Source organism: Trueperaceae bacterium (assembly GCA_036381595.1).
Lineage (GTDB): Bacteria > Deinococcota > Deinococci > Deinococcales > Trueperaceae > DASVCN01.
In genome coordinates this window covers 83,576-109,086 of sequence record DASVCN010000040.1, presented here as the reverse complement: position 1 = coordinate 109,086, position 25,511 = coordinate 83,576, and the positions used below count along the sequence as shown (strand labels likewise).

The 25,511-nt window shown below is 66.7% G+C and carries 28 protein-coding genes and 1 tRNA gene; 17 read left to right on the top strand and 12 right to left on the bottom strand.

Features of this window, described 5'->3' with window-relative positions; all coding sequences use genetic code 11:
• Positions 1–3: 3 nt before the first annotated feature.
• The 7 genes from VF168_13930 to VF168_13900 form a co-directional block, all read right to left on the bottom strand.
• A complete protein-coding gene (locus VF168_13930) occupies positions 4–3,639 on the bottom strand; it encodes a PQQ-dependent dehydrogenase, methanol/ethanol family (GenBank protein HEX7005278.1) in 3,636 nt (1,211 codons plus the stop codon).
• Between the two features lie 148 nt (positions 3,640–3,787).
• Complete coding sequence (locus VF168_13925; protein HEX7005277.1) at positions 3,788–4,516, bottom strand: hypothetical protein; 729 nt, start codon at positions 4,514–4,516, stop codon at positions 3,788–3,790.
• 28 nt (positions 4,517–4,544) lie between these two features.
• Positions 4,545–4,823, bottom strand: coding sequence for a hypothetical protein (locus tag VF168_13920; GenBank protein ID HEX7005276.1), 279 nt, complete (start codon positions 4,821–4,823; stop codon positions 4,545–4,547).
• 60 nt (positions 4,824–4,883) lie between these two features.
• Positions 4,884–5,426 (bottom strand): DinB family protein, encoded by a 543-nt coding sequence (locus VF168_13915; protein ID HEX7005275.1) that lies wholly within the window; start codon positions 5,424–5,426, stop codon positions 4,884–4,886.
• Positions 5,427–5,487: 61 nt separating this feature from the next.
• Positions 5,488–6,204, bottom strand: coding sequence for a sulfite exporter TauE/SafE family protein (locus VF168_13910; protein ID HEX7005274.1), 717 nt, complete (start codon positions 6,202–6,204; stop codon positions 5,488–5,490).
• Positions 6,205–6,257: 53 nt separating this feature from the next.
• A complete protein-coding gene (locus VF168_13905; GenBank protein ID HEX7005273.1) occupies positions 6,258–7,472 on the bottom strand; it encodes a cation:proton antiporter in 1,215 nt (404 codons plus the stop codon).
• Positions 7,473–7,488: 16 nt separating this feature from the next.
• Complete coding sequence (locus tag VF168_13900) at positions 7,489–7,989, bottom strand: TrkA C-terminal domain-containing protein (protein ID HEX7005272.1); 501 nt, start codon at positions 7,987–7,989, stop codon at positions 7,489–7,491.
• Between the two features lie 94 nt (positions 7,990–8,083).
• On the opposite strand from VF168_13900, the gene VF168_13895 reads away from it, so the two are divergent.
• On the top strand, positions 8,084–8,506 hold the full coding sequence (locus VF168_13895) for a YciI family protein (protein HEX7005271.1): 423 nt from the start codon (positions 8,084–8,086) through the stop codon (positions 8,504–8,506).
• A 120-nt stretch (positions 8,507–8,626) separates the two neighbouring features.
• Here the strand turns inward: VF168_13895 and VF168_13890 are convergent.
• A tRNA-Ala gene (locus VF168_13890) sits at positions 8,627–8,702 on the bottom strand.
• Positions 8,703–8,861: 159 nt separating this feature from the next.
• Here VF168_13890 and VF168_13885 point away from each other — a divergent pair.
• Both VF168_13885 and VF168_13880 read left to right on the top strand, forming a co-directional pair.
• Positions 8,862–10,535, top strand: coding sequence for a LuxR C-terminal-related transcriptional regulator (locus VF168_13885; GenBank protein ID HEX7005270.1), 1,674 nt, complete (start codon positions 8,862–8,864; stop codon positions 10,533–10,535).
• Positions 10,536–10,709: 174 nt separating this feature from the next.
• Positions 10,710–11,876, top strand: coding sequence for an NAD(P)-binding domain-containing protein (locus VF168_13880; protein HEX7005269.1), 1,167 nt, complete (start codon positions 10,710–10,712; stop codon positions 11,874–11,876).
• A gap of 73 nt (positions 11,877–11,949) precedes the next feature.
• On the opposite strand, the gene rplS is transcribed toward VF168_13880, so the two are convergent.
• The 3 genes from rplS to VF168_13865 form a co-directional block, all read right to left on the bottom strand.
• Positions 11,950–12,360 (bottom strand): 50S ribosomal protein L19, encoded by a 411-nt coding sequence (gene rplS / locus VF168_13875; protein HEX7005268.1) that lies wholly within the window; start codon positions 12,358–12,360, stop codon positions 11,950–11,952.
• Between the two features lie 118 nt (positions 12,361–12,478).
• Positions 12,479–13,225, bottom strand: coding sequence for a sulfotransferase family protein (locus tag VF168_13870; protein HEX7005267.1), 747 nt, complete (start codon positions 13,223–13,225; stop codon positions 12,479–12,481).
• The gene (locus tag VF168_13865) at positions 13,222–14,139 is read right to left on the bottom strand and encodes an aminotransferase class IV (GenBank protein ID HEX7005266.1); all 918 of its coding nucleotides are present in this window, start codon (positions 14,137–14,139) and stop codon (positions 13,222–13,224) included. Before VF168_13865 ends, VF168_13870 begins: the two co-directional genes overlap by 4 nt.
• A gap of 173 nt (positions 14,140–14,312) precedes the next feature.
• On the opposite strand from VF168_13865, the gene VF168_13860 reads away from it, so the two are divergent.
• From VF168_13860 to VF168_13850, 3 genes are read left to right on the top strand one after another with little or no spacing between them, the layout of a single operon-like run.
• Complete coding sequence (locus VF168_13860) at positions 14,313–14,759, top strand: DUF4112 domain-containing protein (protein ID HEX7005265.1); 447 nt, start codon at positions 14,313–14,315, stop codon at positions 14,757–14,759.
• Positions 14,760–14,814: 55 nt separating this feature from the next.
• Positions 14,815–15,231, top strand: coding sequence for a peptide-methionine (R)-S-oxide reductase MsrB (msrB, locus tag VF168_13855; GenBank protein HEX7005264.1), 417 nt, complete (start codon positions 14,815–14,817; stop codon positions 15,229–15,231).
• Between the two features lie 50 nt (positions 15,232–15,281).
• Positions 15,282–16,067, top strand: coding sequence for an NAD-dependent protein deacetylase (locus VF168_13850; GenBank protein HEX7005263.1), 786 nt, complete (start codon positions 15,282–15,284; stop codon positions 16,065–16,067).
• Positions 16,068–16,084: 17 nt separating this feature from the next.
• Here the strand turns inward: VF168_13850 and msrA are convergent, their stop codons facing one another.
• Positions 16,085–16,633 (bottom strand): peptide-methionine (S)-S-oxide reductase MsrA, encoded by a 549-nt coding sequence (msrA, locus tag VF168_13845; protein HEX7005262.1) that lies wholly within the window; start codon positions 16,631–16,633, stop codon positions 16,085–16,087.
• A gap of 148 nt (positions 16,634–16,781) precedes the next feature.
• Between msrA and VF168_13840 the strand changes: the two genes are divergently transcribed.
• From VF168_13840 to VF168_13790, 11 genes are all read left to right on the top strand, one after another.
• Positions 16,782–17,288 carry a general stress protein gene (locus VF168_13840; protein ID HEX7005261.1) on the top strand — a complete coding sequence of 169 codons (507 nt, stop codon included), beginning with the start codon at positions 16,782–16,784 and terminating at the stop codon, positions 17,286–17,288.
• Between the two features lie 219 nt (positions 17,289–17,507).
• Positions 17,508–18,227 carry a heme ABC exporter ATP-binding protein CcmA gene (gene ccmA, locus VF168_13835; GenBank protein HEX7005260.1) on the top strand — a complete coding sequence of 240 codons (720 nt, stop codon included), beginning with the start codon at positions 17,508–17,510 and terminating at the stop codon, positions 18,225–18,227.
• A complete protein-coding gene (locus VF168_13830) occupies positions 18,220–18,897 on the top strand; it encodes a heme exporter protein CcmB (GenBank protein HEX7005259.1) in 678 nt (225 codons plus the stop codon). Before ccmA ends, VF168_13830 begins: the two co-directional genes overlap by 8 nt.
• A gap of 88 nt (positions 18,898–18,985) precedes the next feature.
• Positions 18,986–19,708 carry a cytochrome c biogenesis protein CcsA gene (gene ccsA, locus VF168_13825; GenBank protein ID HEX7005258.1) on the top strand — a complete coding sequence of 241 codons (723 nt, stop codon included), beginning with the start codon at positions 18,986–18,988 and terminating at the stop codon, positions 19,706–19,708.
• Positions 19,701–19,823, top strand: a complete 123-nt coding sequence (locus tag VF168_13820; GenBank protein ID HEX7005257.1) for a hypothetical protein — start codon at positions 19,701–19,703, stop codon at positions 19,821–19,823. The genes ccsA and VF168_13820 overlap by 8 nt, the downstream gene beginning before the upstream one ends.
• Positions 19,820–20,248: a cytochrome c maturation protein CcmE gene (ccmE, locus tag VF168_13815; GenBank protein HEX7005256.1), complete on the top strand. Its 429-nt coding sequence runs from the start codon at positions 19,820–19,822 to the stop codon at positions 20,246–20,248. The genes VF168_13820 and ccmE overlap by 4 nt, the downstream gene beginning before the upstream one ends.
• A gap of 22 nt (positions 20,249–20,270) precedes the next feature.
• Positions 20,271–22,277 (top strand): heme lyase CcmF/NrfE family subunit, encoded by a 2,007-nt coding sequence (locus VF168_13810; protein HEX7005255.1) that lies wholly within the window; start codon positions 20,271–20,273, stop codon positions 22,275–22,277.
• Entirely contained in the window at positions 22,274–22,855 is a 582-nt protein-coding gene (locus tag VF168_13805; protein ID HEX7005254.1) for a TlpA disulfide reductase family protein, read from the top strand. Before VF168_13810 ends, VF168_13805 begins: the two co-directional genes overlap by 4 nt.
• Positions 22,852–23,298, top strand: coding sequence for a cytochrome c-type biogenesis protein CcmH (locus VF168_13800; GenBank protein ID HEX7005253.1), 447 nt, complete (start codon positions 22,852–22,854; stop codon positions 23,296–23,298). Before VF168_13805 ends, VF168_13800 begins: the two co-directional genes overlap by 4 nt.
• Before the next feature lie 15 nt (positions 23,299–23,313).
• A complete protein-coding gene (locus tag VF168_13795) occupies positions 23,314–24,816 on the top strand; it encodes a c-type cytochrome (protein HEX7005252.1) in 1,503 nt (500 codons plus the stop codon).
• A 43-nt stretch (positions 24,817–24,859) separates the two neighbouring features.
• On the top strand, positions 24,860–25,480 hold the full coding sequence (locus tag VF168_13790) for a Rieske 2Fe-2S domain-containing protein (protein ID HEX7005251.1): 621 nt from the start codon (positions 24,860–24,862) through the stop codon (positions 25,478–25,480).
• Positions 25,481–25,511 lie beyond the last annotated feature (31 nt).

The following is a 25,511-nucleotide window of genomic DNA, read 5'->3' as shown; positions in this document are numbered from 1 at the left end:
CGCTTATCCGCCACCGGCTACCTGACCCTCCTGAGGAGGCAGGCGGAAGACCCAGAGAACACCACCCTTGGGCACCTCTACGTCGAACGGCGCTCCGACCGCGTTGTTGAGAGCGTTCTGCATCCTGGTTCCATCGACGCCCCAGCCGGACTGCACGGCAACGTACTGGACTCCGTCGACGGAGAAAGTGGTAGGCATGCCGTAAACACCGGAGTTGGTGGTGATCTCCCAGAGGATCTCACCCGACTCGGCGTCGTACGCCCTGAACTTCCGGTCGATGGTGCCCCCGGCGAATACCAGGCCCCCGCCGGTCGTGAGCATCTGCGCCCAGATGTGCGACTCCGGGAAGTGCTGCTCCCAGACGAGCTCGCCGGTGTCGACGTTCCACGCCTGCATCTCGCCGATGTGGTCCCACCCCTCCCGGAGGAACATCTGCGAACTGGCGCCGGTGAACGACTGACCGGGGATGTAGGAGACCTGGCGACCGGTCATGCGGTGGCAGAGGTTCTCGTTCGCGCCCGTGTAGAGCAGCCGGGTGTTCGGGTTGAAGGCTTCAGGAAGCCAGTCGCGTCCGCCCCAGAGGGAGGGGCAGAACTCCGCCGTTTCGCCGACCGCAGGCTTGTGCTCCTCGTCGTAGGTGACTCTGCCGGTCTCGGGGTCGACGCTCTCGAACACGTTCTGGAAGACGTACGGTTTGGCATCGACGAACTCGAGACCTTCCGGACTGCGCTCCAGCCACCAGATGTAGCCGTCGCGCGCTACCTTCACCAGACCGTGGATCGTCTCGCCGTTGCGCTCGTAATCGAGCAGCAGCGGCGCTACCACCTCGTCCCAGTCCCACGAGTCGTTGTGGTGGTACTGGTAGCCGTGAACCAGCTCGCCGGTTTCGACATCGAGCACTATCGTCGACGAGGTCCACAGGTTGTCGCCCGGGCGGGCGTCTCCCATCCAGGGGGCGGCGTTACCAACGCCCCAGTAGGCGAGGCCTGTCTCCGGATCGTAGTTGCCGGTCATCCAGACCGAACCGCCGCCGTGCGTCCAGGTGTCGGCGGGCCAGGTCTCGTTCCCGGGTTCCCCCTCACCGGGGACGGTGTAGGTCTTCCAGACGCTATCGCCCGTTTCGGCGTCGAACGCTTCGATGAAGCCGCGGATGCCGAGCTCGCCACCCGACACGCCGACCATGACGATGCCGTCCACCACGAGAGGAGCCAGCGTGATGTAGTAGCCGCGGCCCGGGTCCTCGACGACGACGTCCCAGACCACTTCACCCGTGGTCGCCTCGAGCGCGATCAGGTGCGTGTCGGTGGTCGCGACGAAGACCTTGTCCTGCCAGAAGCCGATACCCCTGTTGGTGGGGTGGAGCTGGAGCAGGTCGTCGGGGAGCTCCCGCTGGAACTCCCAGAAGAGCTCACCAGTGACGGCGTCGAGGGCGATCACTTTCGCTTCGGGCGTGGTGATGTAGAGGACCCCGTTGTTGACCATCGCCGGCGACTCGTGTCCTTCGGTGAGCCCTGTGGAATAGGTCCAGGCGACCTCCAGCTGGTCGACGTTCTCGGTCGTTATCTGATCGAGTGGACTGAAGCCCCAGCCGTTGTAGGTGCGCCGGTAGTTGAGCCAGTTCTCCGGCTCGGGGTTGACGAGCCGCTCGGCGGTGACCGGCGCGTAGTTCTCGATCGTCGCAGTGCCCGGGCGGGTGACGTTGGTCGTCTGCTGCTCGCCCTCGGCACCTTCGCCACCGCCCTCACCCTGGCCGCCCCCCTGCTGCACCTGCGCGACGGTGACCGGTCCGAAGTCGTTGCCGAACGAGTTGCGGATGAAGGTCGCCACGCCGGCTATCTGCTCGTCGCTCAATACGGCGCCGAACGCCGGCATTGCACCTCTGCCGTTGGTGATCGTCTGCACTACGTAACTGGTGTTCTGCAGGGCCTGATTGCCGGCGAAGGCGGGGCCCACGTCACCGCCGCCCTCGTCCCCGTGGCAGCGAGCACAGTTCTGGTTGTAGACCTGCTGGCCGATCTGCATGAGTTGCTGTTCGTCGACCTGTTGGGCCTGCTGGCCACCTGCGACCTGCTGCTCCTCGCCCTCCTGCCCGGCGGCCTGATCGCCTTGGCCCTCCTGCCCGGAGGCCTCTTCACCCTGCGCCTCCTGACCCTCGGCTTCCTGGGGAGCGGCGTCCTGTTGAGCGCCCTCCTGGGGAATGCCCTCCTGTTGAGCGCCCTCCTGTTCGGCGCCCTCCTGATCCTCGCCTCCGCCCTCCTGCTGCGCCGCATCCTGCTGCGCCTCGGTGGGTTCCGTCTTCTCGGTCTCGTCGCCCTGCTGGGCCTGCTCTACCTCTTCGGCCTGCTCTGCCTGATCCTCCTGCTGGTCGTCACCTTCGACCGGCTCGGTCTTCTCGGAGTCCTCGGCGCGCGGCAGAGCCTCGTCACCGCCCTCGGCCTGCTCGCTCGCTTCTTCGCCTTCGACCGGCTCGGTCTTCTCCGAGTCCTCGGCTCGGGGCAGAGCCTCGTCGCCCTCACCCGCCTGCTGTGCCTGCGCACCGCCGGCAACCTGCTCCTGACCGTCTTCCTGCTGCGCCTCGGCCTGTGCACCCTCCTGCTGGGCGTTCCCTGCTTCAGCCGACTGCGTCTCGGCCTGGGCCTGACTGTCGCCACTCTGGGTCTGGACGACCTGGAGGGGGATGCTGAGCACCTGGAACGGGATCAGCGGGTCCTGCGATGCCTGCCTGTTGAACTGGGTATTGGCGAGGAGCAGGTCCTCGCCCGCAACTGCGGCGCAGGCGGGGAACGACAGCTGCTCGTGAGTGAAGCGGTTCACCACCTCGCCGCTGCTGAAGTCCTGGGACAGCTCGACGGTGACGACCTCGTTGTTGGCGATCCGGACCACGTAGGCCGTGCCGTCGTGGACTGCCAGACCGTCACCGTTCATCAGCGTCTCGCCGCCCAAGTCGATCTGCGAGACGCTGCCGCTCTCGGGATCGATACGGAACAGCTCGCCGGTGTTCATCTGGACTGTGAGTAGGTAGGAACCGTCCGAGGTGGCGTCGATGCCGTTCAGATTGATCCCGCCCAGCATCCCCTCGCCGGTGGTGTACTCGATGGCCGTGCCCTCGAGGTCGAGCCAAGCCTCCACCTCGCCCACCTGTTCACCGGCTGCCACGCGGAAGATGACCGGGCGCGCCGAGTCGGTGATGTAGGCGAAGCCGCCGCTCACTACGACGTCGTTGAGGAAGGTCTGTTCGGCAGCCGGCGTGTCGAGTTTGGCGATCGTCTCGCCGCTCTCCGCATCGTAAACGGCTATCTCTCCGGTGCTGCCGCCAACGACCCAGAGCCGGCCCTGTTCATCCACGTCGACGCCTAGGCCCTGACCTATCGCTGCCTGGTCGCTGGGGACCAGTACGGTCGCGGCCTTGGCCCCCAACTCGCCCCGATAGACGGTGCCGTTAGCCGAACTGGCCGTGTAGAAGGTCGAGGCATCGGGCCCCACCGCGACACACTCGGGGTACACCTCCATGCCGGGTATCGAGTAGCTGTAGACCACGTCCTGGCTCTGCTCCTGCTGCTGCGCCAGGGCGAAGGAGAGCGCGAGGCCGAGTGTGGCGAGCCACAGCGCGGTCGCGACGGGCTTGAACCTGTTTCCCATTGCCACCCCCTACGGTGCATGAGCGACGAACAGGCTTCCCCGCCCGCCGACGATCCGGTTTCTCAGGGCTCTGTCGCCCCTCAACAGATGTTGCCGACGGTAGCAGCGTTGCGCGAAGACATAAAGCGCTTGGCACACACTGAGGTCGCTAGAGGAGCGACAGATCGCCGGTGCGCGGATCGAACGACCAGCTCAGTTCGCCGGTGCCGAATCCGTTGGAGGTGAAGCGAAGCCGGCCCTCGGACCAATCCAGGTCCCTCACCTCCGGCATCCACTCCCGCGGATCGTCGCCGGTTTCGATCCCCGACCGGCCAGCCGCCTCCAGCAGATTCGCGGCATCCAGCCGCACGACCGGTTCCAGCTTCACGGCGTCATCGACGCGGAGAAAGTCGCCGGCCGCTCGAGCAGTGCCCAGAGGGTAGGCGATGAATCGGCCATCCGGTGCCCAGTGGAAGCTCTCCACGCCACCGAAGGCGGGCTCTTCTACCACCGACAGTTCGCGCTGGTCGAGTTCGAGCACACCGATCACGGAAGCGGTCGTGAGCAGAGCGTAGGTCGTGGCCGAGAGGGCCAGACGCTCACCGTCGGGAGAGAGCGCGGCGTCGCCGAACATCCGGAACGAGGAGGGCGGTTGCTCGTACGGGCCGATCAACACCGGCCCTCCTAGAACGCTCAGCAGGTTCTCCTCTGCCCACTCTCGCCACTCGTCGATGGTGTACTCGAGGATCACCTCATCAGCTGCCGTTACCGCGATCGACTCGCCGTCGGCGCTGACGTCGGCTCTCCTCTCGACTCTCGGAGCGAGGCGCGATGGCACGAGAACTGTCATGCTCGCGGCAACCAGAAGGAGCAGGATCGCCCAGCCGCGCTGTTTCATCAGGTGGGACGGGCCAGGTCGCGGCTCGTCAGCTCTTGATGGCCTCCCGCGGGTGACGCGCCCGGCCCGCCAGCGCCTCCTGGCCGAGGCTGTCGAGGTAGAGCCGATGGGCGGCGAGCAGGAACGGATTCGACTCCAATTCGAGGTTGTGGATGTGCTCCGCTTCGGCCTGGCCGGGCTCGTCTCCGAAGCGTGCGACCACGAGATCGTCGCAAACGAACAGGTCGGCACTCACCCCGTTGATCGTGGCCCTCCCCAGGCAGGTGCATCGTTCGCAGAAGTGCTGGTAACGCGGTGTGACTTCCATGCCCCGATGTTCGACGCCAACGGGCGGCGTGACTGTTGCAGGGCAGGGACTCCGGGCTCATCACTCCCTGTCGCGGAGGATCGAGAGGAAGGCGCTCCACGGCCCGACCGCGGCGCGGTAGACCTTGGCCATCGTGCGGGAGATCTGGGTCACGTGGTCCAGGTCGTGCACGGCCCAGGTGGCGAGCAACTCCGCCAGGCGCACTTCGCCCAGGTTCGGATGGAGGCCGCGGCGTTGCAGGTCGGCGTCGGTGAGGCCGAGGAGGCGGAGTTCGGCGAGGTTCTCGCGGCGCAACTCCGCGAACGTGACCAGCAGTTCCGAGAGGCTTCTGCCAGCGCTGTCGCGGAACTGAGCAGTGCGGTCGAACTCCTCGAACGGCTCCGACCTCCCTTCCAGGATGTGCCTAAGGCGCGGCATCCAGTTGACGCGCTCTCCGTGCACGAGGTGGCCCAGGACGTCGTACGGCGACCAGGTGCCGTCGCCCTCGGTGGCGGCCGTCCATCTGTCGGGCAGACCACCCAGGAGGGCTATGAGACTCGCGGGCGTGCGCTCGAGAACAGCAGTGGCGTCGTCGAGGTCGAAGTCGATATCGGGGGTCAACATCAACTACCTCCTCAGCCTTTCGACACCATTCTCGTCTGTTCCGGATGACCCCGTGATGAGTTCAGGCGACCAGAGCTACACCGATGAGGGCGATTCCGGTACTGATCAGCCTTTCCAACCAGGTAGACGGGACGCGGCTTGCGAGCAGGTGGCCTCCCAGATTGGCCGTGACTACCAGGGGGAGCGAGAGGAGGAAGAGGTTCCACACCTGTGGAGTCCAGAAGCCGGCTACCCCCTGTGATACGGCGATCGCCGCGCTCGTGACGATGAAGAAGCCCTGCAGGCTGGCCCTGAACACTCGCGGGCTCCAGCCGCGCAGCCCGGCGTAGAGTAGCGCGAACGGCCCGCTGACGTTATAGGCTCCGCCGAAGATGCCCGAGAGCAGGCCCAGGGGCAGGGTCAGGGCCGGATGGCGCACCTCCGGCAGACGCGGTCCGATGAGCCTGTACCCGCCGAAGAGGATCAGGAGCACGCCAAGTGCATGGATGAGCCACTCTCCCTCGAGGCTCTTGACGAGCAGCACCCCGATGGGTGCTCCGAGGAGGGCGGTGGCCAGCAACGGGCCCAGAGAACGGAACTCCACCTCCCGCCAGTTGAGCGAGAGCAGGATTACGGCTACGACGACAGCAACGAGGCCTACCAGCGGGACGGCAACGTCGAGGCCAACGACCAGCAACAGCAGCGGCATAGCCAGGAGGGCGTCGCCGAAGCCGACCAGGGAACGGACGAACGAGGAGCCGAAGAGTATCAGGAGGACGAGCGCGGTGTCGGTAGGCAACGGAGGCACTTGCTCTCACCGGCGCATGGAGGCCGGTAGCGGCTGTGAGCCGCTCAGTCGAGCGTCATCCTCTCCAACTCCCGTTGCCGCTCGAGCACGGCCCGGCGCGCTTCCGGTGTTCGCAGACGCACCTGCAACCAGTTGCTGATGACCTCGTAGTTCCGGAACACGGCAGAGCCGACCACGACCATCGCCAGCACGTAGAGCGAAGTCATCCCCATGAGGGCTTCCCTCACCTCGACGGGGATGGAGTCCACCCCCGCGACCAGGCCGACGACGAGCAGCGAGAACTCCCCGCGGGGGAGGAGCATGAGCCCGTGGCCCACGCTGCCTCTGCGACTGATCCCGGTGGCGCGGCCAGCGAGGTAGCCTGTCGACACCTGTACGACCACCGTCACCAGCACCAGCACGAGCGCGGGTTGCCAGCGCGCCAGCGCCGGCTGCATCTCGACGTGAAGCCCGAAGTCGAGGAAGAAGACCGCGGCCGCGACGTCGCGCCACGAGTGGAGCGTCACCTCTACCCTGTCCTTGTATTTGGACTCGGCGATGAGCATGCCGAGGAGGAACGCGGCTACCGCCTCGGGGAAGTTGAGGCCCTGCGCCCCGACGGAGAACAGGACGACCAGCGCCAGCAGAAGCAGCACGAGATCCTCGCCCTCACGTCCCAGGAGGCGCTCGAGTACCTTGCGGCCGAACCTCAGGAGAATGGCGTAGGCGAGCAGGAACAGGGCCACTCCGAGGAACCGGGCGGTCCCGCCGCCTGACGTCATGAAGGCCAGGCCGCCGAGGACCACGATCATCGCCAGGTCCTCGTAGACCAGTACGCCCAGCGTCCGTTCCGCCTCGGGATAGGCGATGAGGTCCTCGTCCGAGAGCAGCTTGGCGATGACCCCCGAGGAGGAGACGTAGACGATCCCGCCCAGGAAAAGGCTGGCGAGCACGCCGAAGTCGAGGAGCAGGCCGATGGTCGCCCCGGCTACGAAGCCGAGCAGGTCGATGGAACCGGCCACGAGGATATTGCGGCCACCCTCGGTGAAGCGCCCCAATGAGAACTCGAGTCCCATGAAGAAGAGGAGGAGGACGATGCCGAGCTCGCCGAGCATCTCGGTAACCGGCGTGACCTGGTAGAGCGGGTAGAAGCCGTGGGGGCCAAGAGCCACCCCCAGGACCATGAACCCGACGATGCTCGAGAGGCCGAGCTTGGTACTCACCCAGCCGGCCAGGTAGAGCCCCAGTGCTATGAGCCCCAGCTGAAGTAGTGGAGACAAGCTCTTCCCTTCGGTATCAGGATTCGATCAGTTGACGGGCCGCCTCGCTCTGCTCCTGGTCGCCCAGGACGAGCACGGTGTCGCCCTCACGGAAGACGTAGTCGACGCCGGGGTTGGCTACCCACTTGCCCTCGCGCATGACGGCCATGACACTGGCCCCGGTCCGCTCTCGCAAACCGCTGGTGCCCAGTGTCGCACCGACGAGCTGAGAATTCGCGCTCAGTTCGATCCATTCGATCTCGACTGACCCCAGGGCCAGTTCGAGCCCCTCCAGGTCGGGTGGAGCCACCAGTGCGGGCGCCATCAGGTTGGCTACCTGCTGCGCTTCCTGGCGGGTGAACTTGACGACGTCGAACGGCTGGTCCTCCTCGGGGAGGAAGTGGAAGAGGCTCCTCTCCCCGTCGGGGCGCACCACCAGCGCGATATTGCCGCCCGCTTCGAGAGGCATGACGTACTTCTTCCCCACGCCAGGCAGAGTCGACTCGCGGACTTTGCTGCCAACGGCTGTTTCGTCCATTCGGACAGTTTATCGCCCTGACACCCCGTGAGCGACCGGGGGTCTATGATCGACGGGCAGCAGCTTTACCGGAACGCTCGAAGGAGGTTGAACGGTGCGCGTCATCGTGATGGTCAAGGCTACCGAGGAGAGCGAAGCGGGCATCATGCCCTCGACCGAGCTCCTGGATGCGATGGGCAGGTACAACGAGGAGCTGGTGAACGCCGGGATCATGCTTGCCGGCGAGGGGTTGCGCCCTTCGTCCGCGGGGAAGCGCGTGAAGTTCGACGGCGCGTCACGGACCGTGGTCGACGGTCCCTTCCCTGAAACCCGGGAACTGGTGGCCGGCTACTGGCTGTGGCAAGTGAAGGACATGGCGGAGGCGGTCGAATGGGCGAAAAGGTGCCCGAATCCGATGCCCGTGCCCAGCGAGCTGGAGATCCGGCCTATCTTCGAGTCGGCTGACTTCGGCGAGGCCCTCACACCTGAGATAGCGGAACGAGAGGAACGGCTCCGGCGGAGGACCGAGAACGGCTGAGCCTCCGCTGGTCGCCTGAGTCGAACCGAGAGTGTTACCGCCCGCTCGCAACACGGGCCCTAGAAAAGACCCCGGCACCAGGCCGGGGTCGTTCGTTCGCGCTCGAGACGCTCCTTCTCTTGGTGGAGCCGAGGGGATTCGAACCCCTGACCTTCTGAATGCCATTCAGACGCGCTCCCAACTGCGCCACGGCCCCAAGGTAGCCCGTGCTTGCCGGGCGTCGGCCAGTCTATCGGGTTGGCAGAAGGGGTGTCAATGACAGCCACGACCGCGTCGACCGGGCAGCCTCCCCCGGGAGCGCCGCGACGCCTGGCCCGACGTCCTATCATGCGTCACGACCTGAACACGAGATGGGATGCTGATGACCGGCAGTGAACTCCTTCTGAGAGGCAGAACGGCCTACGAGGCGCGTGATTGGGTGACCGCCTTCGAGAGCCTCTCGGACGCCGACGGGCTCGAGCAACTCTCTGCCGTGGACCTGGAGATGTGCGCTCTCGCTGCCTTCCTCACCGGGCACAACGAGGAGTTCCGCCGCTGCCTGGGAAGGGCCTACCAGGAGTACCTGGCCCGTCGAGAGGACCGAGCGGCAGCCCGCGCCGCCTTCTGGCTCGGGTTCGAGGCGGGGAACCAGGGTGACGGCATCAAGGCCTCGGCCTGGCTGTCGCGGGCCGAAAGACACCTCATAGAGCAGCCGGAGGAGTGCGCGGAGCGGGGCTACGTGCTGCTGGCCCGGGTCCCTCAGCTGCTCGCTTCGAGGAGATACGACGAGGCGTTGCGCCTGGCCTCGCAGGCCGAGCGGCTGGCGGAGCGGTGCGCCGACGAGGACCTGTTGGCCTTCGCGGCGCACGCCAGGGGCGTGAGCCTGCTGCGGCTGGGAGAGGTCAGGCAAGGGATGGAGGTGCTCGACGAGACGCTGCTAGCCCTTGCTTCGAGCGAACCCTTCCCTATCGTCGCGGGCCTCGTCTACTGCAGCGTGATCTCGGCGTGCCGCAGCCTCTTCGATCTCCAGCGGATGCATTCGTGGACCGATGCGCTGGGCAGCTGGTGCGCCGCTCAACCCGGGCTGGTGCCGTACGCGGGCGAGTGCAAGGTGTACCATTCGGAGCTCCTCCAGTTGAAAGGACAGTGGCAAGAAGCGCTGGCCGAGGTGGAGGAGGTCATCGCGCTCGACACGCTCAACTCGCAGAGGGTCCTCGGCCTGGCGGCCTACCAGTTGGGCGAGCTCAGGCGGCTGCGCGGCGAGCGTGAGGAGGCAGAGGCCGCGTTCATGGAAGCGCACCGGTTGGGGCACGACCCACAACCCGGCCTGGCCCTCCTGTGGCTCGAGGGCGGGGCGGCCGATGCCGCCGCGAACGCTCTTCGGCGGGCCCTCCAGGAGGCGACCGACGAGCAGCGCCGGGCGAGGCTCCTGCCCGCCTACATCCGGTCCCTCCTCGCGCTGGAGCGGCTGGAAGAGGCCGGAGAGGCCTCCCGCCAACTCACCGCTATCGCCCATGGGGTGAGTAGCGGTAACGATCAGGCCGCGAACCTGCTGGAGGCGATGGCACAGGAATGGTCGGGCCGGGCCGAATTGGCTGCGGGCAGGGCGACGGCCGCGCTCGCCGCCCTGCGATCGGCCTGCGATCAGTACCAGCGGTTAGGTGACGAGTACGACATGGCCTGCGCGCGACTGGCCATCGGCGAGGCCTGCCGGGAGCTGGGGGACGACGAAACCGCGACCCTCGAACTGAGCGCTGCCCGGAGCTGCTTCGAACGGTTGGGAGCGAAGAACGAGCTCAAGGCGACCGCTCAGCTGCTCGACGCTTCCGAGCCTATCGGGCCGAGACTGAGTCCTCGCGAACGGCAGGTCCTCGCCCTGGTGGCGGCGGGTATGACCAATCGTTCGATCGCCCAGGAGCTGGAGTTGAGCGCTCGGACCGTCGACCGGCACCTGAGCAACATCTTCGACAAGCTCTCCGTATCGTCCCGCGCCGCAGCGGCCGTTCGCGGAGTCGAACTCGGCCTGGTCCCCGCTCAGGGCGAGGGCTGAACCGCAACACCCCGCGCCATCGCCGTAGACCCAGGAGCGAAGGGCCGCGGTGGGTGAACTCACCCATCGGGCAGCCGGCACAGCTGGCGAACTCTGCCGATGCCGCGGCGCCTTTCGCCCGCCTATCTTTCCGGAAGCCATCGACCTGGGTGAGCACCGGAAGGAGGAAGCGTGATGGAAGCAGTTGCAATCGGATCGGCCAGAGAGATCGGAACGGTGGTAGTGGGGGCCGGACAGGCGGGACTGGCGCTCGGTTACCAGCTGTCGCGCCGGGGAGTTTCGTTCGTGATCCTGGAGGCGAACAGCAGGATCGGCGACAGCTGGCGGCGTCGCTGGGACTCGCTGAGGCTCTTCACCCCGGCTCGTTACGACGGTCTTCCGGGCCTGCCGTTCCCGGCACGGCCGGACTACTTCCCGACCAAGGACGAGATGGCCGACTACCTCGAGGCCTACGCCGCGCGGTTCGCCCTGCCAGTCGAGACCGGCACCCGGGTGCAGAAGATCCGACGGGTAGACGATGGTTACCTCGTCGAGACGGCCGAGCAGACGTACCGAGCGCGAGACGTCGTAGTGGCCATGTCCAACTACCAGCGGCCGCACGTCCCCGACTTCGCCCGAGAGATCGATGACGACATCCTTCAGATCCACTCGAGCGCCTACTGCAATCCGGATCAGTTGCGTCCGGGACCGGTGCTGATCGTGGGCGCCGGGAACTCCGGCTCCGAACTCGCCCGTGAACTCGCTCGAACTCGTCCGACGGCCCTCGCAGGCGCCGGCACGGGCCAGCTTCCCTTCAGGATCGAGAGCCGGCTCGCCCACGCCATCTTCATACCGTTGGTGCTGAAGCTCCTCTTCCACCGGGTACTCACGGTGAACACCCCGGTCGGGCGGCGGGTCCGCCGGAAGGTCGTGAACCGCGGCGGACCGTGGATACGGGTGAAGGAGAGCGACCTGGCCAGGGCCGGGGTGGAGCGGCTCCCGCGAGTGACCGGAGCGAAGCTCGGCCTGCCTCTCCTGGCCGACGGATCTACGCGGCGCCCGGCCAACATCGTCTGGTGCACGGGCTTTCGCCCCGACCTGAGTTGGCTCGACCTGCCCATCGAGATGGCCGGTCACGAGCCGAGGCATGTCGGAGGTAGCGTTCCCGGTCTACCCGGTTTCTACTTCGTTGGGCTGCACTTCCAGCACGCCCTCTCCTCGGCGATGATCCAGGGGGTGGGCAGAGACGCCGCCCGAATCGCCCAGCGGATCGCCAGGAGTCACGGGACCGGCCAGCGGCAGGCGATCCGGATAACGCCCAATTCCGCCCACGAAGTGAGCCCGCAGGCAGCCGAGCGCTGAGGCGCCAACGAGGAGGCGCGCCGTCCGGCGCGCCTCCTCCCTACCCGTGGCGGGGGCTCGAGCCCCCGCTGCGTTACTTCTGTTCTCTGCTGGCTCGGGCTGCGGCCCGGTCCTCTTCCTGACGAGCTACGTCGGTCTTCAGGCGAGCGGCCTTGCCGCGGAGCTCGCGCAGGTAGTAGAGCTTGGCCCGACGGCTCCTGCCGCGGCGCACCACTTCGATCTTGTCGATGACCGGCGAGTGAACCGGGAAGATCCGCTCCACGCCTTCCCCGAAGGAGACCTTGCGGACCGTGATGGTGGAACGGGCGCCTTTGCCGTTCTTGCGGGCGATCACCACACCTTCGAATGCCTGGATGCGCGAGCGGTTGCCCTCGGTGACCTTGTAATCGACCCGGATGGTGTCGCCGGTATCGAACTGCGGAATGTCGTCCCGTAGGAAGGGCTGCTCGATCGAGCGCAGAATGGCGCCTTTGTTGTACTTCATCATCGTCTCCTGGGTGTTCGCGTTCGGGTCGGCCGCGGCCCTCGGAAGGGGCCCGGCGTGCAGACAGCCTTGCAATCTTAGCTTGCGCTCGGGCTACTTTTCAACTCCTTGCAAGCGTTCAGGACTTGTGAGACATGCCGGTAGTCCGTTCTGCCAGTCTCGCATAGTACGGCCGGCACTCCTCGAGAAGGTCGCTGAGCTCCTCTGGGAACGGCTCCGAGGGTGGCCGATGAGTCGCGAACCCCACCGACCTGTGGACGCTCGCGTACCAGTGCGCCGCCCAGACACCATCCTCCGGCTTCGGCCCACGAGGCCAGCTCAGCATCTCGCTTTCGAAGCCGAGGCCCAGGCGTTCGCAGAGCTTCCGCAACGCTCCGGGCGGATCCCGAAGCAGGTCACGCGAATCGATCACGACCGGGTCGCGCCCCGCTTCCACTTCGCGTTCGAGGATCTCGCACTGTTCGACCAGACCCGTGTCGACAAGCCGGGGCCGCTCGAGCACCCTGGCGAGTGAGGGCAGCATCTCACGCGGGTCGCGGATCAGCAGAGCGTGACTGAGGCCGCCCGAGAAGAGCCGGTCACGGCATGCCGAGTCCAGGCCCCTCAGATGGTGAGCCATGTTCTTGAAGAAGACCACCTCGCGCTCGCTGTGCCCGTGCAGCATCCCCTCGACGGCGCGCGCGGCGTCGAGCTCCACATCCGCCATCACCTCTGCCGCCCCAGGATGCTCCGCTCCGGTGGCCTTCAGGTAGTGACCGTAAAGCGGCTCGTCGACGACGACGGTGTCGCTCCTCTGCCGGAAGCTGTACATAAGAGCGGTGGAGACGTTCCGGGGCCCCGACCACATCGAGATGCGCGCCGTCATCGTTCGCCCGCCGCCTGATCGACGAGACTGCGGTAAAGGGCGGAGAGGCTGGCCGTGATCGGCCCCGGTTCGCCGTACCCTATGGATCGCCCGTCCACTTCGACTACGGGCGTGAGGCCGCCGAAGGTGCCGGTGACGAAAGCTTCGTCGGCGCTGTAGACGTCGGTGAGGGAGAAAGCCTTCTCGAACGCCGGGACCCCGTTGGCGCGGCACAGCTCGAGGACCATCTGCCTGGTGATCCCGTTCATGCAGTAGAGGCCGGTCGAGGTCCACACCTCGCCCGACCGGACGATGAAGAAGTTGGTCGCGTTGCAGGTCGCCACGGCGCCGGTGGGGTCGAGCATCAGGGCTTCGTCGGCGCCCGCCCGCAGCGCCTGCACCAGGGCGATCACCTCGTGCAGTTTCGAATGGCAGTTGAGCTTGGGATCGAGGGTGTCGGGAGGCGGTCGGCGAGTGGTGGACGTGAAGAGCCTCAGTCCCTGCTCCGCCACCGCCAGGTCTGCCTCCTTGTGCTCGGCGACTATCACGATGGTGGGCCCACCGACCGTGAGCCTGGGGTCCTGGGACGGCGTCTTCTTCTTCCCCCTCGTCACCATCAGGCGAACATGGACGCCGTCCTCCATCCCGTTGCGCCTGACCGTCTCGTAGAGCGCCTCGGTGAGCTCCGCCCTGCTCTTGCCGATGTCCAGGCCGATGGCGGCAGCGCCCGAGTAGAGCCGGTCGAGGTGACGGTCCAGGAAGACGAAGCGGCCGCGGTGCAACCGGATCCCCTCCCACACTCCGTCACCGACCAGGAATCCGGAGTCGAACACCGACACCTTCGCCTCGTCACGCGCGAAGAAGTCACCGTCCACGTAGACCTGAACTCCCGCGTTCCGCTCGTCGGGAACGGCTTCATGGGTACCTCGAGGCACCGGATCACCTCCGTCGATGGTGGCGACAGCATAACCGTGACCGACTCGACCAGCGCCAAGAACGGCCGCCCGATCATCGGCGGGAGCATCGGCGGAGACGACCCTTTCGGACGCCTTCTGTCGGTCGGTGCCGCTGGCGACTGCGCGTGCCCGCCCAGCCGTTACCATCGTTCATGGCCGGCGTACGGAAGGGGAGCAGGAGCGAACGCCGCGGCGCCCATCGGACCGATCCGCATGTGGCGCTCGACCGGAGCCCGATGCGCCCCCGGGACACACTCGACCCCAAGGAGAAGCACCTCGCCGAGATCCAGGAACTAGCCCACCTGCTCGACAACTCGATCCGCATCCCGCTCATCAACTACCGCGTCGGCATCGATGCGCTGGTGGGACTGGTGCCGGTGGTCGGCGACTTCACCGCATTCGGGCTGGCTGGCTGGATCATCTACCGGGCAGCGCGGATGGGCGCGCCGAAGGGCCTGCTCGCCAAGATGCTGGCGAACTCGCTCGGCGACACACTGGTGGGTTCTATACCCGGGCTCGGCACGATCGTGGACTTCACCTGGAAGTCGAACAGTCGCAATCTGCGGATGCTCGAGCGTTTCCTGTCGGAGGACCGGTGAACGGTAGCGCTGATAGGCTGATGTCCGGAGCTACTTGCGAGAGCAGAGGTGGATCATGGCGGAATCCCAGGAGAAGCTGAACCGGAACAAGAGCGAGTGGCGTGAACAGCTCGAACCCGAGCGTTACAGCGTGATGTTCGAGGAGGGAACGGAACCGCCCGGCAGCAGCCCGCTCAACTACGAGAAGCGGGAGGGCGTCTACGTGTGCGCCGCTTGCGGCCAATCGCTCTTCGAGAGCGACACCAAGTACGAGAGCGGCAGTGGTTGGCCCAGCTTCTACCGGGCCATCCCAGGAGCGCTCGAGTTCAGCACCGATTACAAGATCGGCTACGCCCGCACCGAGTACCACTGCGCTCGCTGCGGCAGCCACCAGGGCCACCTGTTCGACGACGGCCCGGAGCCCACGGGGCAACGCTACTGCAACAACGGCCTCTCCCTTCGCTTCGAGCCGGAAGGGGCAGAGGAGTCCTGACCGGACAGGTCGAAGAACTGCCGGCACTTCTCGCCGGACGGCGAACTCTGGTGCTCAGCGGCGCTGGCATCAGCACCGAGTCGGGAATACCCGACTACCGGAGCCCAGAGAGGCTCCGTCGGCCACGGCGACCGATTACTTTCCAGCAGTTCACGAGGAGCGAAGAGCAGCGCCGTCGCTACTGGGCGAGGAGTGCCATCGGCTGGCAGGCGATGGCAGGGGCGATCCCGAACGATGGTCACGCCGCTCTGGCGACGATGGAATCGTCCGGGGCTATCGAAGGAATCGTCACTCAGAACGTCGACGGCCTGCATCAGAAGGCAGGCAGCCGCAAGGTACTGGAACTGCACGGCAGCCTGGAGTCGGTGCTCTGCCTGGAGTGCAGGCGGATCACCCCGCGCAGCGAGATGCAGGAGCTGCTTCTCGAACTCAATCCGCAGCTCGACGCCTCGGCGGTGGAGATCGCGCCCGACGGCGACGCCGACCTGCCGGAGCGAGCGATCGAGAGCGTGCGGGTGCCGGTCTGCACGAGTTGCGGCGGCGTACTGAAGCCGAACGTGGTGTTCTTCGGCGAGAACGTGCCCAAGGAACGCGTCGAACGGTGCGCAAGGGCCGTAGAGGACGCGGAGGTTCTGCTCGTAGTGGGTTCCTCGCTGGCGGTGATGTCCGGCATGCGCTGGGTGCTGGCGGCAGTTAGGGCCGGCAAGCCGGTCGCGATCGTCAACGACGGCCCGACCCGCGGTGATGAGCTGGCGACCCTGAAAGTGGCAGGCAGGCTGGGCGAGGCCTTGCCTAGGCTCGCGCACGAGCTTGAGGCGGGCGCGGCAGCGGCCTAGCTAGGGTCTTCCGAGGACTAAACCCGCAACTTCTCGCTGTACTTCTGCCTGAACTTGGCGACCTTGGGAGCGATCACGACGCTGCAGTAGGGTTGGTCGGGGTTGTTGCGGAAGTAGTTGCGGTGGTACCCCTCCGCTTCGTAGAACTCTTCGAGCGGCTCGAGTCGGGTGACGATCGGCGCTCCGAACACGCCTTCGCTCTCTAGCCGCGAGATCATCTCCTCGGCCTGGCGCTTCTGCTCCTCGTCCTCGTAGAAGATCACCGAACGGTACTGGCTGCCCACGTCGTTCCCCTGCCGGTCGACGGTAGTCGGGTCGTGGGTCGAGAAGAACACGCCCAACAGGTCCTCGAAGCTCACCACCTGCGGGTCGTACTTCAACTCGACTACCTCGGCGTGCCCGGTGGTGTCGGTGCAGACCTGCTGGTAGCTGGGGTTGGGCACCGTCCCCCCGGAATAACCGGGCAGCACCGACCTGACCCCCGCCAGATCCTGGAAGACGGCTTCGGTGCACCAGAAGCAGCCGCCGCCGAATACAGCTCTCTTGAGACCCTCACCGCTGTTCATGGTTCGACTCTACGGCATCGCCGAGTAGTCAGCGGTAGCCCCGCTCGCCTGTAGCGCGCGCCCTTGTTTGCGGGCGGAGCGGCCCCTAGCGTCGAATCGTGCTCGAAGACACACGGCATCGTGGGTCCCCTTCGACGGGAGGAAAGTGATGGACGACAGAAGAACGACCGGCATGGCGACCGACCCGCGCGATACGGTTCCCGCAGGCGGCCTTCGCGAGGTCGTGGCCTCCTACCCGAACTACAAGGAGGCGCAGAGGGCGGTCGATTTCCTCTCCGACCAGCGTTTCGACGTGACCACCATCTCGATCGTTGCCGAGGGGATCACTTTCGTCGAGCAGATAACCGGCCGGCTGAACTGGGGCAAGGCGCTGCTCAACGGCCTCACCTCCGGCGCCCTCATCGGTGCGTTCATCGGTTTCATCTTCGGCATCTTCAACTTCTTCGCGCCGCTCACCTCCGCTCTCTCGCTGGCCTTCTACGGCCTCATCTTCGGGGCGGTCCTGGGCGCTGTCATCGGCCTCATCGGCTACGCCTTCTCTGGCGGGGAGCGCGACTTCACCTCGGTGAGCGGCATGCGGGCATCCCGCTACGACGTCACCGCCGACCCGTCGGTAGCCGCCGAAGCCCGGAACGTGCTTAGCCGGATGGCCTGAGGCGGAGTATCAGAGCGGGACAAAGCGCGATCCGTAATACGGTGGTCCGGTCCCGGAGCCGGACTCCTCGAGCCGGATGACCTTTGCTGGAATTCGTGAGGCGGACTGTCAGAGCCGGTTGACCTGAGCTTGAACGGCCGTAGGGAACGGGACTTACGTCCCCCGAAGAGCACGCTATCATTGGCCGGTGATCCGTTGCGAAGCGGGGTGCCGGCACCTTTGCCGCTGAACACCTCGACAGCACACGCTGGTACGCCGGCTATCCGGCTGGAACGGTTGGGGCGGCGCTACGGCAGGCAGTTCGTCCTCGCCGACGTCTCGCTTACCGTCGCGCCGGGACGGCTGGTCGTGCTCCATGGACCCAACGGAGCCGGAAAGACGACCCTCCTCAAGGTGTTGGCTACGCGTCTGCGGCCCAGCCGCGGAAGCGGATCGGTCTTCGGCTTCGACCTGGTACTGGGGGCCAGCGAGATCCGCAAGCGGGCTGCTCTGTTGGGTGTCTACGGCGGAGCCTACCCGGCTCTCACCGCAGCCGAGAACCTGGAGTTCGCCGCCCGCCTCTACGGCCAGGACTCCAGGGAGATCGACGGCCTGCTCGACCAGGTGGGCCTGAGCCCAGCCGCCCACACTCTCGTTCGAACCTTCTCGAGCGGCATGAAGAAGCGGCTCGCCCTGGCGCGGCTGCTGCTCTCGCCCGCGAACCTGTGGCTCCTCGACGAGCCTTACGCGGCGCTCGACGAGAGCGGGAAGGGGCTGATCGATGCTCTCCTGGGACGGGCCCGGAGCGAGGGCAAGACCGTGATTCTCGCGTCCCACGAACTCGAGCGGGTCGAACCGTTGGCAGATGCGGTGCTCCAGGTCGAGGACGGCGGTTTGAGCGTGCGCCCTCGGGGAGAGCGTTCCGTGACAGTGGCAGCCGTTGGCGGCGCCGATGTCTGAACTGGCGCCGATCATCGTCATCGCAGGCAAGGACCTGCGTCAGGAGCTGCGCAGCCGGGCCGTCACCGTGGCTACCCTCTTCTTCGCCGCCATCACCCTGCTCGTTCTCGCCTTCGCGGTGAGCGGCAACGGTTCGCTCCTCGCCGACATCGCACCCGGAGCCCTCTGGACGGCGCTGGCGTTCGCCGGAGTCATCTCAGCCGCACAGAGTTACGCGGCCGAGGGGGAGGAGAACTCGTTCGAACAGCTGCTCCTCTACCCCGTGCCCCGCGCCACGCTCTACCTGGGCAAACTGCTGGCCAACTGGCTCTACCTCGCCGTGCTGGCGGTGCTGATGTTGCCCGTCACCGCGGTCCTCTTCGGCCTGCCGGTCGCCGGCAGCTGGCCGCTGCTGCTGCTCACGCTGCTGCTCGGCACCCTCGGTTTCGCCCTCATCGCCACCTTCTACGCCGCACTTACTGCGAACCTTCGCGCCCGCGAATCGCTCCTGCCGGTCCTGATGTTCCCGGTCGTCGTGCCCATCCTGCTGGCATCGGTGCGAGCGACGTCTGCGCTTACGCAGTTGGGAAACCGTGAACTGGCTGCCGACTGGCTACAATTGCTGGTGGGATTCGATCTGGTCTACCTGGTCACCTGCACCGCCATCTTCAGGTTTACGGTCGAGGAGTGACGGTGGATAGCCGGGTTCCGAGTGCCTCATCGTCGGCGAGTCACGCAAGCACCAACGGGACGCCGACAATCATGCCGAGGAGCAGTAGATGAACGACACCTCACAAGCCCGCCACCGGCCCGGCTGGCTCAACGCGCTCGGCCTGCTCGCCATCGGCCTCTTCGCGGTCGGGGCGTACCTGGGACTCGTGGTGAGCCCGCCCGACGTAGGTCAGGGTGAGCTCATCCGCATCATGTACGCCCACGTATCGGCAGCCTGGGTCTGCTTCCTGGCGGTGATCGTAGCTGCGGTCTACAGCATGCTCTACCTGTGGCGGGGGCGCCCGGTGGACGACGTGCGGGCGGTGGCGCATGCCGAACTGGCGCTGCTCTTCGCCGGTCTCACGATCGTCGGCGGGATGACTTACAGCAAGCCGACCTTGAACACCTTCTGGACCTGGGACGCCAAGCTCACACTCACCGCCCTGCTCTTCGCGCTGCTGGTGGGCTATTTCGTGGTCCGGGGACTCGTCGATGACCGCGAACGGCGTGGCCGGGTGAGCGCGGTGGTGGCCATCGTGGTCCTTGCGAGCCTGCCGTTCAACTGGATGGCAGCCGAGTGGTTCCGCACGCTGCACCCGGCCAAGAGCCTCGATCCGGGTGGTGTCACCATGGAAGCGAGTTTCCTCCGGATCCTGATCTTCAACGCCGTCGTCGCAGGGCTCATCTACCTGTGGTTGGCGCTCGAACGAACCAGGCTCGGCCGCCTCGAGGCCGGCATCGAAGAGCGCCGGGAGAGGGTGACCGGATCACGGGAGGCGATCGATGTTTGACGACCTGAACGAATGGACCTGGATCGCCGTCGCCTGGCTGGAACTCGTCATCGCCTACGGCGGCTACCTGCTCTACCTGCGCTCCAGATCCAAGCGGCTGGAGGACGAGGATTGAGGCGAGGCGTCTACATAGCGTTGGCAGCGGTGATCCTCGCCTTCGCCGGGATGCTCATCTACCGAGCCCTCTCGTCCTCGCTCGTTTACTTCATCCTGCCCAGCGAGTACGCCAAGTCGCCGCAGCAGTATGACGACAGGCGGTTGCGGCTGGGCGGCATCGTCGAGGCAGGAAGCGTGGATTTCGACACCGAAGACCTGAGACTAACCTTCCACGTCACCGACAGCGTCGTCACCTACCCGGTTCGGCACTTCGGGGCCCCTCCCGAACTGTTCCAGGAGAACACCGGCGTGGTGGTCGAGGGACACTTCGAGGACGGCGTATTCGTGAGCGACAACCTGCTGGTCAAGCACAGCGAGGTGTACCAGGCGCCCGAACCGGGCGAACCGGTGAACGTGGAAGCGCTCAAGGAGTCTCTGCAATGATCGCGGCCGGGGCGACGCGGCGATGAGTCTGACCGGGGGCGGATTGAGCCTGGCGGTGCTGGGCGGCTCCTGCGTCTTCCTGGCGCTCGCCCTGGCCGTCTACGCCCTGGTCACCGGCGTCATCGGGGCCGCACGGCGCGACGCCCGCCTGCAGACTTCCGCGCGGCTCGCCGCAGTAGCCGTCTTCCTGGCGATGACGGCGGCGATCTTCGTCATGGAGGTCGCCCTGCTGACCGACGACTTCAGCGTCTCCTACGTCGCGCAGCACTCCCGCATCGCCTCGCCCACCTGGGTGAAGTTCGTAACGATGTGGGCCGCACTGGAGGGATCGATCCTGCTGTGGGGCTGGCTCCTCTCGGCCTACACGGCTGCGCTGGCGGTGACCGCTCCCAACACCATCCTCCGCCCCTGGGCCCTGGCGGTGATGCAGGGCGTGCAGGTCTTCTTCATCGGCGTCACCGCGCTCGCCGCCAGCCCCTTCCGGCTGCTGGTCGACCCGCCGCTCGACGGACCCGGGCCCAATCCGCTGCTCCAGAACCACTGGATGATGGCGGTGCACCCGGTGCTCATGTACCTGGGCTTCGTTGGCCTCACGGTGCCGTTCGCCTACGCCATGGCCGCGCTGATCACCCGCCAGCCAGGCGTCACCTGGATGACCCAGACCCGCCGCTGGACCCTCACCGGCTGGGGGTTCCTCTCCGCGGCGATAGTCGCCGGGGGCTGGTGGAGCTACGAGGTGCTGGGTTGGGGCGGCTTCTGGGCCTGGGACCCGGTCGAGAACGTCTCCTTCCTTCCCTGGCTCACCGCCACCGCCTTCATCCACAGCGTTCAGGTGCAGGAGCGCCGGCGCATGCTCAAGGGCTGGAACCTGCTTCTGGTGACGCTCACTTTCGCGCTCACGATCCTCGGCACCTTCCTCACCCGCTCCGGCGTGATCTCGTCGGTCCACGCCTTCGGCAACGGACCGGTAGGACCGCTGTTCCTCGGCTTCTTCCTGCTGGTGGTGCTGTTCTCCTTCAGTTTGGTGGCGCTAAGGTGGGACCAGGTGCGGGACCGGGCCGAACTCGACGACCCGGTGAGCCGCGAAGGCGCCATCCTGCTGGGTAACATCCTCTTCCTGGCCATCGCCTTCGCGGTGCTGCTCGGCACCATCTTCCCGCTCATCGTGGAGGCGTTGACGGGCGACAAGGTCACCGTTGGCGCGCCCTTCTTCGACCAGGTTAGCGTCCCGGTGTGGCTGATCATCTTCCTGCTCATGGGCATCGGCCCGCTCTTACCGTGGCGCAAGGCCGAGGAGCAGTCGCTCCGGCGCAACCTCGCCTGGCTGGCGGGCGGCGCCCTCGCCGCCGGGTTGATCGCCTTCATCCTGGGCATGCGACTCGTCTACCCGCTCCTGACCGTGGTGGTGGCCGGCTGGAACCTCGTGAGCCTGGCACTCCTGCTTCACGGCGCCCTGGCTCCACGGCTGCGACTCTCCGACCGCAGCGCTCTCAGCGTCTTCCGTCAGTACGCGTTCGAAAGCCGTCGCCGCTTCGGCTCGATGATCGTCCACTTAGCGATCATCGTCATCGCCCTGGGAGTCATGGGCGCCTCGGCCTACCGGATAGACCGTCAGATGCGCTTCCAGTTCGGCGAGCCCGTTGCCTTCCGGGGCTACACCCTGGTGGCCACCGACTCGTTCCGCAGTCAGACCCAGGGGCGCCTGAGCACCGGCGCGGTCGTCGAGGTGTACAGAAATGGCGACAAGCTGGCTACGCTGCGGCCACGCATCAACGTCTTCGGCGCGAACCAGCAGAGCGCCCCAACCCCCGGGGTCTACTACACGCCCTGGCACGACCTCTATCTGTCGATCGCCGGCGACGTCAGCGAGGGGCGGCAGTCCGTCGTGCTCAGGGTGGTTCAGAGCCCGTTGGTGGCGTGGATCTGGATAGGCGGACTGGTCCTGGTCTTCGGGACGATCTGGTCCCTGCTGCCTGGACGCCAGCGGGTCAGGCGCAGGACTACGAACGATGGAACGGTGAGAGCATGAACGACGACTACCTGAGCGAACCCCCCGCGCGGGCCGGGCTCAGGCGCGTCCTCATCGTCGCTGTCATCGTTGCGGCCCTCGGGGCCCTGTTCCTGTTCGGCCTGCTGAGGGGCCAACCCGACCGCGACATCGAATCGGCGCGACTGGGTGAGCCGATGCCCGACTTCCAGCTGGCGCTGCACACGCCCTACTGGCCGGAGTACGGCAGGATCTTCGAGTTCGACGCGGGGCAGCTCGAGAAGCCGATGGTGGTGAACTTCTGGGCCACCTGGTGCCTCCCCTGCCGCGAGGAGGCGCCGGTTCTGCAGGCGGCCTGGCAGGAGTACGGCGAGGAGGTAACGATCCTGGGCGTGCAGACCCAGGAGCGTAACGAGCAGGGCGGGCGCCAGTTCATCAGCGAGTTCGGGCTCACCTTCCCCAACGTCATCGACGACACCTCCCAGGTGAGCATCGACTGGGGACTCTTCGGCGTGCCCGAGACGTTCTTCATACGTGAGGACGGCACTCTCGCCTACAAGCACACGGGCATCGTCACTCAGGCGGTGCTGGAGGAGCGGATCGGAGAGCTGTTGCAGTGATCCTCCGCCGCCTCCCGGTCCTCCTCCTCACCCTGCTTTCTCTGGCCGTCGCTCAAGCGCCGGCCGCAGAACTCGATCCTCGGGTGTTCGAGATCGCCGGGCAGTTGCGCTGCCCCGTCTGCGTCTCAGAATCGGTGGCCGAGTCGAACTCCCCGATCTCGCTCCGTATGCGACAGGAGATCCAGGAGCAGATCGACCAGGGCCGCAGCGAAGCGGAGATACTCGGCTACTTCCAGGAACGCTACGGCGACTGGATCCTCCTCGAACCGCCGAAGCGTGGCCTCCACCTGCTGGTTTGGCTCCTGCCCCTCGTCGCCGGGTTCGCCGGGCTGCTCGCCCTCATCTACTTCGTGCGACGCTGGACACTCGCCAGCCGCGAGCCCATCGAGGTCGACGAAGACGACCTGCAGCGGGTGCGAGAGGCGATGGCGGACGGAAACTAGCCCTAGGGATATCCGATGCTGACCACCCTGTTGATAGCCCTCCTGGCAATAGCCCTGTTCGCCTACGTCGCGCTCCCGTTGGTCCTCCCTCGCGGCGCCGACCCTTTGCCCCCCGAACGCGACCCGGTCACCAGCGATCTCGAGGAGGAGAAAGCGGCCCTCTTCCGAGCGATCAAGGAACTCGACCTGCGCGAGGACCTCTCGGCCGAGCGTCGCGAGCAGCTCAGGGCACGCTACGAGGCGAAGGCAGCCAAGGTGCTTCGGGCGCTCGATGAACGAGCGGCGAAGGAACCGGTACGCCGGGCCGCTCGCAGGAAGCGCCGGCGCCCCCCTTACGGGGCCCTTGCCCTCCTGGCCGTCACCGTGCTCATCGCCACGAGCCTCGGCGCTTACGTGCTGCCCAGGGTAGGCGATGCGAGCGTGACCGCCTTCTTCGAGGGCGACCTGGACGCCGGACGGCAACTCCGTGAGCTTCGCCGGGCCGCCCAACGCGAACCGAGCGCGGAGAACCTCCTGGCGCTGGCCGACGGCTACTGGGAGCTGGGCGACGCGGCAGGGGCAGAAGAGACCTACCTGAGAGCGATCGATGAGGCGAACGCTCGCTCGCCGCTCGCCTACCGGCGGCTCGGCTACCTGAACCTGCAGCGCGACCTCGACGCCGCCCTCGCCTACCTCCAGGAGGCCCGGGAGCTGGCGCCGGACGACCTGGACACCCTCTACGCCATCGGCGAGATCCACTTCGCCCGCGGCGAGTTCGAGGCGGCGAAGGAGGCGTGGCAGGCGTTCCTCGAGACACCGGGTGGCGCCGCCGACCCGCAGGTAACGGCTCGACTCGAGCTGGTCGACCGTCTCGCCCCGTTGGCAGAACGCGTGCAGGAGAACCCGAGCGAGGAGAACCTTCTGGCGCTCGCCGACGCGCTGTGGCAGGCCGGTGAGCGGCAGCGTGCGGTCGAGGCGTACTTCCAGGTGCTCACCCAGCACGACCCGAACGACCCGACGGCACTGGGTCGCACCGGACAGCTGATGTTCCTCAGCGGCCGCACCGAGGATGCCATCCTGCTGATGGAGCGGGCCGCCCGCAGCGATGAGGTCGGTGCCCAGACGCTGCTCTTCCTCGGCAACGCCTACTTCAGCGCTCAACGCTACGAGGAAGCCATAAGCGCCTGGGAGCGGCACATCGCCCTGGTAGGCGAGGAGCAGGCAGGGAGGGTGCCGTCACTCATCGAGGACGCGCGCGCCCGGCTCTCCGGGGTGACGCCGGTAGCAGAGGAGCCGGGAGAGGCCGACGGAGCGACGGTATTCGCTCGCAACTGCGCGGGTTGCCACGGGCACTCCGGCGAGGGCGGAGCCGGACCGAGGCTGGCTGGCAGCGGCCGCGCGGCCGACGAGCGCAACGTTCGCAGCGCAGTCGAGTTCGGTCGCGGGATGATGCCCGCCTTCGGAGCCCTGTTGTCGGACGCCGAACTCGAGGCGGTCGTGAGGTACGTGACCGAGACGCTGAGCCAGACGGGGGAGTGACTCACGCGCTCCGCCGGACGCCAAGCGGTACCGTGGGCTCAGCGTGAACGAGCAACCGCCGGACGCCGATGACCGGCCTGGCACCGAGCGGCCCGACCGCAGTGACGAGAAGCGTGCCCACGACCCCGAGCGACGCAGATTCGTCGTGTGGCTCTGGCGCCTTCCCGTGGTAGCGGCCGTCGCTGGGGCCGGGTACGCCCTCTACGAAGGCAGCCGCGTGTTGCTGGGCAAACGACCGGCAGCGGAAAACCCGCGGTTCGAAGCGATCGAGCCCGTGGCGGTGGCTCCGCTCACAGCCTTCGAGTCGACCTGGGATGCGGTCCGTTTCGACCTCCACGGCAAGCCCGCTATAGCGATGAGACTGCCCGAACCGGTGGCGGGCGGCCTGAGCGCGGATGGCGTCCACCTCGCCGGCTTCAGCCGCGTGTGCACGCACCAGGGGTGCATCGTTTCGCTCAACAGGGACACCGAGGCGATCGCCTTCGGGTTCAACTACCGCACCGACACCCCCGAGCTCGTCTGCCCCTGCCACCTGAGCGTCTTCTCACCCCTTGCGGGCGGAGAGGCGGTGAGCGGGCCTGCCACCCAACCCCTACCGCGCGTCCAACTCCGGAACTCAGGGGGCACGGTCATGGCGGTCGGCATCGAAGTGGCCGGTGGCTGAACGAACGATCAACGCCCGGTAAGCGGCCCCA

Excerpts from the sequence above, each read along its gene's own strand:
- rplS (HEX7005268.1), bottom strand. The coding sequence starts at position 12,360 with ATGAAGTACAACAAAGGCGCCATTCTGCGCTCGATCGAGCAGCCCTTC.
- VF168_13915 (HEX7005275.1), bottom strand. The coding sequence starts at position 5,426 with ATGTTGACCCCCGATATCGACTTCGACCTCGACGACGCCACTGCTGTT.
- VF168_13885 (HEX7005270.1), top strand. The coding sequence starts at position 8,862 with ATGCTGATGACCGGCAGTGAACTCCTTCTGAGAGGCAGAACGGCCTAC.
- VF168_13840 (HEX7005261.1), top strand. The coding sequence starts at position 16,782 with ATGGACGACAGAAGAACGACCGGCATGGCGACCGACCCGCGCGATACG.
- VF168_13870 (HEX7005267.1), bottom strand. The coding sequence starts at position 13,225 with ATGACGGCGCGCATCTCGATGTGGTCGGGGCCCCGGAACGTCTCCACC.
- msrB (HEX7005264.1), top strand. The coding sequence starts at position 14,815 with ATGGCGGAATCCCAGGAGAAGCTGAACCGGAACAAGAGCGAGTGGCGT.
- VF168_13880 (HEX7005269.1), top strand. The coding sequence starts at position 10,710 with ATGGAAGCAGTTGCAATCGGATCGGCCAGAGAGATCGGAACGGTGGTA.
- VF168_13925 (HEX7005277.1), bottom strand. The coding sequence starts at position 4,516 with ATGAAACAGCGCGGCTGGGCGATCCTGCTCCTTCTGGTTGCCGCGAGC.
- VF168_13805 (HEX7005254.1), top strand. The coding sequence starts at position 22,274 with ATGAACGACGACTACCTGAGCGAACCCCCCGCGCGGGCCGGGCTCAGG.
- VF168_13900 (HEX7005272.1), bottom strand. The coding sequence starts at position 7,989 with ATGGACGAAACAGCCGTTGGCAGCAAAGTCCGCGAGTCGACTCTGCCT.
- VF168_13930 (HEX7005278.1), bottom strand. The coding sequence starts at position 3,639 with ATGGGAAACAGGTTCAAGCCCGTCGCGACCGCGCTGTGGCTCGCCACA.
- ccsA (HEX7005258.1), top strand. The coding sequence starts at position 18,986 with ATGAACGACACCTCACAAGCCCGCCACCGGCCCGGCTGGCTCAACGCG.
- VF168_13920 (HEX7005276.1), bottom strand. The coding sequence starts at position 4,823 with ATGGAAGTCACACCGCGTTACCAGCACTTCTGCGAACGATGCACCTGC.
- VF168_13830 (HEX7005259.1), top strand. The coding sequence starts at position 18,220 with ATGTCTGAACTGGCGCCGATCATCGTCATCGCAGGCAAGGACCTGCGT.
- VF168_13795 (HEX7005252.1), top strand. The coding sequence starts at position 23,314 with ATGCTGACCACCCTGTTGATAGCCCTCCTGGCAATAGCCCTGTTCGCC.
- VF168_13810 (HEX7005255.1), top strand. The coding sequence starts at position 20,271 with ATGAGTCTGACCGGGGGCGGATTGAGCCTGGCGGTGCTGGGCGGCTCC.
- msrA (HEX7005262.1), bottom strand. The coding sequence starts at position 16,633 with ATGAACAGCGGTGAGGGTCTCAAGAGAGCTGTATTCGGCGGCGGCTGC.
- VF168_13860 (HEX7005265.1), top strand. The coding sequence starts at position 14,313 with ATGGCCGGCGTACGGAAGGGGAGCAGGAGCGAACGCCGCGGCGCCCAT.
- VF168_13820 (HEX7005257.1), top strand. The coding sequence starts at position 19,701 with ATGTTTGACGACCTGAACGAATGGACCTGGATCGCCGTCGCCTGGCTG.